The sequence below is a fragment of the Actinomyces gerencseriae DSM 6844 genome (assembly GCF_000429265.1).
In the GTDB taxonomy this organism is placed as follows: Bacteria; Actinomycetota; Actinomycetes; order Actinomycetales; family Actinomycetaceae; genus Actinomyces; species Actinomyces gerencseriae.
The window spans coordinates 1-9588 of the sequence record NZ_AUBN01000024.1; the positions used below are offsets into that span (position 1 = coordinate 1).

Consider the following 9588-nt stretch of genomic DNA (forward strand, 5'->3'; position numbering starts at 1 on the left):
CCCCCGGATCATTAGAAGACAGGGGCAAGACACCCGTGCCCACAGCAGCTGGCCCAGCCCCGGACCACCCGGGACCACCAACAAGGTAACGGGCGAGCCTGGCCCTGAACCCGTCGATCGAGAACTACAAGCGCATCCGGAGCACGTGGAAGGACCCGACGAGGGCCGCCTGGTTCTCGGTGGGAGCGAGCCTGTCGACGGCGATGGGCACGGAGCGCCGCTCGCAGGAATCGCGCAGTTCGAGCTGACCCGCTCCTACCAGGCTTACCGGGGCCCCTTGCCATCGCCAGCGGATTTCAGCGGCTTCGAGCAGGTGCTACCGGGAGCGGCGAACCGAATCCTCCGCATGGCGGAGCAGCGTCAGAGGGCGGGCTCGCCGTCCTATGCGCCGGTCGCCCCTGCGGACAGCCGACGGGGCAGCCGGCCGAAGCCGCTGATCGCCACCACGGCGACGCCGATCGCCAGGGCGGCGCAGGCGGCGGAGTATCCGAGCGCCGAGGTGAGCGCGCCCGCCAGCGCGGGCCCGAGCGTCAGCCCCGCGGCGTAGGCGAGGTTGTAGAGGCTGTAGGCGCCGCCGAGGGCCGGAGGCTCCGTGCGCGCCCCCTGCACGCCGATGAGAGTGCTGGCCGGGGCGACGAGGAAGGCGATGGCCGCGCCGAGGCAGACAATCCCCGCGATCACGACGGACAGGCGCGAGCCGATCCCCAGGAGCATCAGGCCGGCGACGGCCAGGACCGCGCCGACGAACGCGAGCAGTCTCGGGGAGACCCGGCCGAGAATCGCACCGACCATCGGGTTGAGCACCGCCCCGGTGATGACGAGCAGCGCGAACAGCAGTCCGATGCCCGCGGCGTCGAGGCCGAGACCGCCGGCGAGACGGACTGGCAGGATCGGCTCGATCGCACTCGTGACCGCGGAGCCCAGGGCGATGAGGACGACGACGGGCCACGACCCGTCGACGCGGAGCACATCGAGGGCCGTCGCCGGATCGTCGCTCTGCACGGGCGCGCGCCCGACGAAGACGACGCGAAGGACGCCGTCGACGAGCAGGACCGCCGCCGCCAGGACGAAGGGCGCGGCGTGCCCGTGGCCGCGGGAGATCCATCCGGCCAGGGGAGGACCGGCGAGTGTTCCGACGGAGACCATGCTCATGGCCAGTCCGAGGTACGTCCCCCGCCTCTCGAGGGGGATGGAGGCGGCGATCAGGGCCAGGCTCGCCACCCAGCCGAGCCCCGCGGCGGCGCCCTGCAGCAGGCGGGAGACCAGGAGCAGCCAGTAGGGGCCGTCGAGGGCGAACAGCAGGCAGGCCGCGGCCAGGCCCAGGAGCGCGACGAGCAGCGGGCCGCGGGGTCCCCGCCGGTCCACGAGCCGCCCGGCCAGGGGCGTCACCGCGATCATCATGGCGGCGTAGGCCGCGAACAGGAGTCCGGTCGCCGACGAGCCCGCGCGTTCGACCGCGGGCATGAGGGGCAGGAGCGGGATGAGAATGCCGTAGACGAGCATGTCGGTGAACAGCGCGACGCAGGAGACGACGACCGCCATGCGCGCACTCGTCCGGGACCGCGCCGGGGACGTCGGGGCAGTCGGGGCGGTCGAGGGGCCCGGCGGGTCGGGGATGTTCGAGTTGGAGGTTGTCATTCGTTCTCCTCTGAGTCTGAGCGCGACAAGGGCGCTGGCCGGGCGGTGCCCGGCTCGGGTGGCGGGCAGGGGCCGCGGGCCGATCCGCGGCGGGCGGGGCGGCATCCAGGTTCAACGGGGGCGCAGGAGCCCGTCGACGATGGACTCGGCGATCGTCCGGCTCTCCTCGGACCCGGGAAGCTCCGCGGGCGAGACGGCGGCGATGAGCGCGGCACCGTGGATGACGGTCATGATCGTGAAACGGCTGGCGTCGCGAGAGGCGCGCAGGATGTCCTCGCACTCCTCCAGGGCCCGGTCGATGCGCTCGGTCCAGGGGCGCAGGCCTTCGTGCTTCGCCCTCAGGCCCGACTCGAGGGGCATGGCCCGGGGCGCGACCAGGGTCGAGACGACGATGAGGTCGCGGAACGGGCGGTCCTCCTGCAGGCGGCGCAGGTAGTCGGCGAGGAAGGCCGTCAGGCGCTCGGCGGCCGGTTGCTCGGCGTCGAGCAGGGCGAGCAGGTTGCGTGCCCGGATCGCCCACTGCTCGACGAGCACGGCGGTCAGCAGGTCCATCTTGCCGGAGAAGTGGTGGTAGACCGCGCCGCGGGTGACCCCCGCGCCGCGAGCGACGTCAACGAGCGAGCAGCCGTCCCACCCGTCCCGGGCGAAGCGGTGCAGGGCGGCGCGGGTGATGGCCTCGCGGGTCAGGGCGGCATCGGCAGCGGTTCGTCTCACGCTTTACAAGCAAACATGTATGTATATCTTCGTCAAGTCCGCGTCATCGGCCGAGGAACGGCCGCTATGCTGACCCATGGCATCCGGCGCGGCCGCTCCGCGCCCGGCTGGCACGCCCCTCTAGCTCAGTTGGTCAGAGCTGCGGACTTTTAATCCGTCGGTCGTGGGTTCGAGCCCCACGGGGGGCACCACAGCATCGCTATACAAACCCTCACCCTGAGAAACAGCCCCTGTGGCCGTCTCAGCCGAGGACCGTCGTCCACCTCCCATCGAGGTGGGCGTTTTTCGTAGGGCGGAGATCCGTGCCACAGCCCGGAGTCGTGCACTGGCCAGCTGGTCGAACGGCCGGTTGAGTCGCGCTTCCAGGCAGACATCGCTACCGGTGTCCGCCACGCGGACAGAGCAGGGCACCTCATCAGCTCGACCCGTTGGCTCATCGCCAGCATCGTCTACCTCACACTCACCGGGCTCCTGCTCATCACGCTCTCCACCAGCACCCCTCACACCATCGTCCGCATCCTGCAGCTCTCGGCCAGCCCCGTCATCACCACCGTCGCCAGGCAGAACAACCCGTCCGTCCTCATCGACTAGCCTCGAGATTTCGTTGTTGGAGTGCTGAAGATGGGGTGAAGGTGTCGCTTCGCCTGGAATAATGCGGGTTGCTGAGATCCGAGAACTCCAGGGGAAGGACACCTTCGTGGTGAAGAATATCGGGTTGTACCCGGTTGTGGGTGTGGAGTCCGGTGATGTTCCTGCGGTGGGGCCGGCGGGGGCGAGGCTGCTGACCGAGACGAGCAGGGTCACGGGCCTGGGCGACGAGCTTTCACGGGCCCTGTCTGCGTGGCGGCGGACGTGGTCGGTGCACGACCCGGGCAAGGTCATAGCGGATCTGGCGGTGCGCGTGGCCCTGGGAGGCCGTTGCCTGTCTGACCTTTCGCTGCTTCGGTGCGACAAGGAGGTCTTCGGGCCTGTTGCCTCCGACCCGACGGTCTCGCGACTTGTGGGGACCCTGGCCGACCACGTCGAGGCTGTCGAGGCCGCCGAGGCCGGGCCCGCAAGACGGTGCGGCAGCGGGTGTGGGACCTGGCCGGCGAGCACTCACCAACGGCTGGAATCAGCGCTGAGCGTCCGTTGGTGATCGACGTCGACGCCACCTTGGTCAACGTCCACTCAGAGAAAGGAGGGGGCGGCCCCGACCTTCAAGAAGGGGTTCGGCTACCACCCCCTGACCGCATGGTTCGACCACGGCACCGGCCAAGGGGCCGGTGAGTGCGCGGCGCTCGTGCTGCGGCCCGGAAACGCGGGCTCGAATACCGCCGCCGACCACGTCGAGATCATCCGCCGGGCACTGGACCAGGCCGGGCTCGGCCCCAGACCCGGGCGGCGGGTCCTGGTGCGCATCGACGGGGCCGGGGGTACGAAGGAGACCATTGAGTTCCTGGCCCGTCGGCGGGTGTCCTACAGCGTGGGGTTCATGCTTCCCGAGCACACGCCGCAGATCTACGACACCATCCCCGAGACCGCCTGGGCCCCGGCCTACAATGCTGACGGCCAGCCCAGGGATGGTGCGGACGTCGCCGAGAACCGCCGACCTGCTGGACCTGACCGCTTGGCCCAAGGGGATGCGGGTCATCATGCGCCGAGAGCGGCCCCATCAGGGCGCCCGGCTGCGCTTCGAGGACGTGGGCGGCTACCGGCTGACCGCCTTCGCCACCAGCACGAGGGTGGGTCAGCTCGCCGATCTCGAGGTGCGCCACCGGCTGCGGGCCCGCTGCGAGGACCGTATCCGCTGTGCCAAGGACACCGGGCTTGACCGCTTTCCCTTGCAGGGGTTTGCGGCCAACCGGGTCTGGTGCCTGATCGTGGCTCTGGCCTGTGACCTGCTGGCCTTCTCCCAGCTGCTCGCCATGGCCTCTACCCCCGCCCGCGCCTGGGAGCCCCGGACGATCCGCCTGCGGCTGATGAGCATCCCCGCTGTCATCGCCCACCACGCCCGCCGCACCGTCCTGCGCTACAAGGCCGACCACCTCTGGACCAGCCTTCTGCTTGACGGCCTCGGGCACCTCCAGGCCCTACCGGCTCCGTAGACACACGGCTCCTGCCTCCTGTCCACCACGCCCCTGAAGGAAGAACCCTCTGGCCCCCGGAAAGGCCCGACCACCGCGAGACGACACGCGGCAAGCCGTCACACCCAACCGGCATAATCCCAGCCACGACACCGGCAACGACGCCACCAAACCCCACTCAACCAACCAATGAAAGATCGAGGCCAGCCGCCCATCACTATCTGCCAGGACGAAGCTGTATGCCGTGGCCGGCTGCGGGCCCGCTGTATCGGCGATCTTGCGGCGCAGCTCTGCACTGCTTCTCGGCCGCCAGTACGGCGGGCCATACTGCGCTAGCTCTGGCCAGTCCGCGCACGCCTCGAGAACGGTGGGGATGTGGGCCTCGGCCAGCGCCTGGAGGGTGATGGCCATGGTGTTCCTCCCCTCTGCTACCGCGCATCGTCTGCCGCCCGCACCATTTGATGCTACTCATCAGTCTGTAGACCTTCAAGTAGCAGGTGGCCAGGCTGAGAGATGTGGCTGTTGGTGATCTCCAGAAGACGGTGGGCAGGAACCTGCGTGCCTACTGGCTGGAGAGAGGCCTGAGCCAAGAAGCCTTCGCAGACGTTCTTGGCGTCCACCGCACCTACATGGGCGGAGTGGAGCGCGGCGAACGCAACCTCACCCTCAAGAGCCTGGAGAAGATGGCAGAGCAGATTGGGGTGGAGCCTCTGAGGCTCCTGCAGAAGTAGTGCAGGGTTGAAGGAGTTGCGAGAGCGGGGTTGTGGTGGGCACAGACATGCCTCCCAAGCTAGCCGCAGCAAGGAATCGAAACTTCACCTACTTGCAGCTAGTCTGAGTCAACCAAATCCAGCGCAGTACTCGCCCGCAACAGCACTACCCGACGTCGCGCCCTAGTGATTGCGACTCTCAGTAATCTCCGAGCGCTATCTCGCTCCGACACTGACGCATTGGGCCGAATAAATGCGCTAGAACTCCTTGAGTCGCCATCGACAATTACTACGCCGTCAAACTCCTTGCCTTTCGCCTTGTGCACCGTCATCAACGAGCACCCATGAGGCTCTCTATAATCAGCTTGCAGCGACTGCATTTCAAGTGGACGACGTAACACACTCGACGCCCCCAGATAACTTGCTTGTTCATCCCACAGATCACTCAAGCATTCTCCGATCTGATCGGACGCTCGAAATAGTCGAACAAACTTCACGTCATTGTACAACTTATCCAGGTTACCAGTACTAGTGTTGAATAGTTTACGAACCCTCAACCAATCATCCCCAGGATTACCGCCAAATGCTTGCATAGTTTCGTATGCGCTGCTAAAGTGCTTCGATAACATGTATTTCAGGGCATCACCATGGTCCAACCTAACCATATCAACCGATAACTTTTCACTCATTTCTTTTGCATATTTCACACCACCAGGCTTCAAAGCGCTTTTGACATCAAAGTACTCAGCAAGCAGTTCAAAAGTTTGCATTAAGGCAGCGTTCCTGGGAAGTGCCGTCCATTCCAGGATGGAAGCGACAACGAGTGAGCCAGTTATGGTGAGGGCAGCATCCCACAGAACATCATGCGCAACTGGTTTGAGCAGACGCCCATTATAGAAATGTTCTTGGGTAAGGTAGTCTGACACATTTGCAACCATCAAGTTGGTTCGCCCAAGAACAGCAACAGAAGGCCTTTCGATTCCTTCGCGTCGCAGATTTGAAAACATCCACACGACAGCCGCATGCATCGTCATATCAAAACTTTTGGGATAATATGGTGCAACAACCACTTCAGGAACAGACGGAAGAGGGGTGTTGTGAAGCAAGGCGTTGGCGTAGCTAAGAATCCCTGAATTCGGGCTTCGATGGTTATCACCACCAAGATCAAACTCAGCCGGACGGAGGTAATCACGAAGGTGCTGTAGTCTCTCAGCACTCACATGCTCATCATATTCAAAAATCCGCTGATCGGGATCAGCAAGAAACATCATGTGTGACCGCTGCGAAAGTGTCTTGACTAGCTCCCATTGTGAATCATCGGTGTCCTGAAATTCGTCGAGAATGATCACCGGATATGTGTCTGCAATAAGCTCAGCAACTGCATTCGATCCCGAAATAAGTTGATTAGCAACCGTCGCAAACTCGCTGAAAGCATAGCGTCCTTCTCCTGACGCCATCCGCTTCAGCTCACTCGCCCAATGTCCCGAGAAACGCGATTTAAGAAGGGCTTCTTTGTTAGGCGATATGATCCGTGGGGGTTCTCCCGAAAGAAGCCGGCCATGAGTTTGAATTACATCACGCGCAAAGGAGTGGTACGTACGCACTTCTATTGATCTCCGCTCCTGTGTGTCCAGTAGGTCATGGCATCTAATCTCGACCTGGCGAACAGCGGCTCGAGAAAAACTCAAGAACAGAACCGCCTGGCCATCGGAAAGTTCCGATGCGTATGTTTTGGCCTTCAAGAGGGATAAGGTTGTCTTGCCAGATCCAGGGCCGCCAAGTACCAGTACAGGGTACTCAGACTTTAGTGCGCTCTGGGCATCATTCGACAATTTCATGCGAACAACCTACAATTCTTCTTCGCCGACCTGATCATCTGAAGCAGAACCGTCTAAAAACAACTCTTCCTGGCTAAACTCGGGAACACCAATGTATCCTTCTGACGGCTTCAGATACTCATCAATAAAGAGCAGCGCATCACGGATGAACGGCGGCAGTTCTTCCTCACTTTGACACTGTTCGATGAGGAATCCAGCATAGCCAAAGCCGTAGGAGTCTCCTTTTCTTGCCTTTAGTACCTTCTCCACAAGATGTTTTAGATCGACATCCTCAATAGATGGGTCATAGTTGCAGTTTGCTGGATAGTCGTCACGTGTCGAGACTTCACTAAGAAAGCGATGCAGCACCTGATGAGGTGTTTCCTCGACGAGTATGCGCTCGATTCCTTTCTCTGGGGATTGCCAAAACTTGTCGAAAGCGCCTATACTAACTACTGCGTCAGGGGAATCCGGCCTATTTGGTTCATCTCGCATACCGAACACTGGCTTCCCAAGAGCCTTAAAAATTGGCCCAAATTTTGGCGCCTCTCGATCATTTTCAGCATTGAATAATGAAACACCAGCTAAATCAATGTGAGAGTAGCCTCTATGGAACTTCTCAAGCGCCGTCGACACCGCATTAACGGTCGCTACTTCGGTCGCACCTTCGACTACAAATACTGCCCTGCTGAGGATCGCCTCAGCAAACTGCCGACGTTGAGCACGATAATTCTTTGGCTTAATTACATCAGCCTCAATCGGATTGCCTGAGAATTGATTCTCGCCATCACGACCTAGAATGACAACACTCTCGGCATCATACTGCTCAATAATGTATGGCGAGTGGGAGGTGACTATAGATTGCCCCATTCTTTGGAGAACATACTTTACCACCCGACGTTGGATGTGGGGAGACAAAGCGATCTCAGGCTCTTCCATCACAAATATTGCCGAACTCTCTCCCTTTATGTCAGCAATGATCGTCAGCAACGCGAAAACGAGCAGATTGACTGCCCCGGTGCCTTGTCGGTTGAAAGGAACAGGATAGTTACTCGGTTGAGTCGCAACGAATAGCCTCACGACTTCACGCAGATTGTCTCGAGTTAGATTGGATGCATAGAAAGATGTCGGATCATTCTCAGAAGAGAGATTAACAAACTGACCAAGACGTTCCTGCAACCGATCGCGAATCGACTTAAGCTGCTCTATCTCTCCGATAGCTGGGTTAATCTCTTTAAGTGCCTGAAGAGTATCTGGCCACATCTTTGCGTCGCCTTCTTCTCCAAGGCGAAGGATAGTGTCCAACAGCGATCCTCGTTGGAGGCTCAAGGCTCGTGTACCAGTACGCAATGCACGCAGGTAAATGAATCCGCAGATTCGCTTATGGGCACGAGTAAACACCGAACGTCCACCGCCCAAGGAAGCCTTTTCTTCATCGCCTAGGTCATCTGGATGTTTCACTGGATGATCAAAAAATGTGCCCCCAACAAAGTCATCTTCTTCGGGATCATATCGACCGACAAATACCACCGGCAACGCCCAGGTGACGTTCTCGTTGTCGGCACGCGAAAGGCCGTCAACTTCTTCATCAACAAATTTAAGTGAAGCATCGTCCCAACGACGAAGATGTTGTCTGAAACGTATCTGATGGGTTCGATCGAGGTTTGTTAGAACCACGCGAATAACAATGTCCCGCGATGAGCCATCATCTTCTTCATATCTTCCATTATGAAAGTCGTGCTCGTCAATGACCGGACGTCGGTACAGACGTTCCGGACCCAACACCAGATCCAAAGCCTCGCAAACGGTTGATTTACCAATGTTGTTGCCACCGACAAGCAATGAATGTTGCCGAAATACGACATCCCCGTTAGCGATGCCTCGAAAGTTGTCAATAGTTAGCGTACGGATTTGCATTTTGGTTGCCAATGGGTGAGACGGGACAGGTCTCACCCAGATTATACCCTATTTGAGACTAGACACACCGTTTTCAGGTCGTTAATGTATCGATTTGGTAAAACCGCTGTTGTTCAGGATCGTCCTGGGTCGTCCTACCGTTGCAAGAGCCATCAGGCCTGAGTTTGCTGTTCGTTACCGCTCGGTCGTCAGATGCCTCTCGACGGTGTCCCGCCCGAAGCCGAGCTCCAGGCCGATCTCGATGTAGGTGCGCCCCTGAGCATGGAGCTGCTGGGCACGCCGGAGGTCATCAGTAGTGAAGCGTCGCCTGCGGCGGGGCGGCTGCGTGGCCTGGCGGCAGGTGGCACGGACAGTGGTCTCTGCGACGCCGACCTCGGCAGCGATCTGGCTGACAGCCATGCCCGTGCGGGCCAGGTCGAGGATCTGCTGCTTCTTCGCCGTGCTGATCGGACGGCAGGCCGTCTTACGGATACCGCGAGCCGTCGTGGTCTCGCTGGCCGCTGCAGTAAGCGCTACGCTAGCCGTGCTCGGTTCCGGAGCCACCTCACCCGCGATGAGACGCTTGCGGAAGGCGAGTAGGGGCTTCCAGTTGTTTGTATCGAGCTTGCTGAAGCGCACCGGGACAGTTCTCCGCCCGTTACCTTGTTGGTGGTCCCGGGTGGTCCGGGGCTGGGCCAGCTGCTGTGGGCACGGGTGTCTTGCCCCTGTCTTCTAATGATCCGGGGG

6 protein-coding genes, 1 tRNA gene and 2 pseudogenes are annotated in these 9588 nt (G+C 61.0%); 4 read left to right on the forward strand and 5 right to left on the reverse strand.

Annotated features, from left to right (window positions below):
* Positions 1 to 145 precede the first annotated feature (145 nt).
* Positions 146 to 352, forward strand: a pseudogene (locus tag G448_RS19240) (DUF2335 domain-containing protein); the annotation flags it as partial.
* Positions 353 to 381: 29 nt separating this feature from the next.
* Here the strand turns inward: G448_RS19240 and G448_RS16050 are convergent.
* Together G448_RS16050 and G448_RS0109485 are read right to left on the reverse strand one after the other, a co-directional pair.
* On the reverse strand, positions 382 to 1638 hold the full coding sequence (locus G448_RS16050) for an MFS transporter (protein ID WP_245572276.1): 1257 nt from the start codon (positions 1636 to 1638) through the stop codon (positions 382 to 384).
* A gap of 111 nt (positions 1639 to 1749) precedes the next feature.
* Positions 1750 to 2352, reverse strand: coding sequence for a TetR/AcrR family transcriptional regulator (locus G448_RS0109485; RefSeq protein ID WP_026407781.1), 603 nt, complete (start codon positions 2350 to 2352; stop codon positions 1750 to 1752).
* 114 nt (positions 2353 to 2466) lie between these two features.
* On the opposite strand from G448_RS0109485, the gene G448_RS0109490 reads away from it, so the two are divergent.
* The 3 genes and pseudogenes from G448_RS0109490 (at position 2467) to G448_RS0109505 (ending at position 5149) form a co-directional block, all read left to right on the forward strand.
* Positions 2467 to 2543, forward strand: a tRNA-Lys gene (locus tag G448_RS0109490).
* 506 nt (positions 2544 to 3049) lie between these two features.
* Positions 3050 to 4439: pseudogene (locus tag G448_RS19120) on the forward strand (IS1380 family transposase).
* A 494-nt stretch (positions 4440 to 4933) separates the two neighbouring features.
* Positions 4934 to 5149 (forward strand): helix-turn-helix domain-containing protein, encoded by a 216-nt coding sequence (locus G448_RS0109505; RefSeq protein ID WP_026407782.1) that lies wholly within the window; start codon positions 4934 to 4936, stop codon positions 5147 to 5149.
* A gap of 98 nt (positions 5150 to 5247) precedes the next feature.
* Here the strand turns inward: G448_RS0109505 and G448_RS17655 are convergent, their stop codons facing one another.
* From G448_RS17655 to G448_RS18830, 3 genes are all read right to left on the reverse strand, one after another.
* Positions 5248 to 6966 carry a UvrD-helicase domain-containing protein gene (locus tag G448_RS17655; RefSeq protein WP_084436615.1) on the reverse strand — a complete coding sequence of 573 codons (1719 nt, stop codon included), beginning with the start codon at positions 6964 to 6966 and terminating at the stop codon, positions 5248 to 5250.
* Between the two features lie 9 nt (positions 6967 to 6975).
* Entirely contained in the window at positions 6976 to 8898 is a 1923-nt protein-coding gene (locus G448_RS17660; RefSeq protein ID WP_211227993.1) for an ATP-dependent nuclease, read from the reverse strand.
* 138 nt (positions 8899 to 9036) lie between these two features.
* Entirely contained in the window at positions 9037 to 9480 is a 444-nt protein-coding gene (locus tag G448_RS18830) for a DNA-binding protein (protein WP_245572277.1), read from the reverse strand.
* Positions 9481 to 9588 lie beyond the last annotated feature (108 nt).

Coding starts and splice junctions, on each gene's coding strand:
- G448_RS16050 (WP_245572276.1), bottom strand. CDS start 1,638: ATGACAACCTCCAACTCGAACATCCCCGACCCGCCGGGCCCCTCGACC.
- G448_RS17655 (WP_084436615.1), bottom strand. CDS start 6,966: ATGAAATTGTCGAATGATGCCCAGAGCGCACTAAAGTCTGAGTACCCT.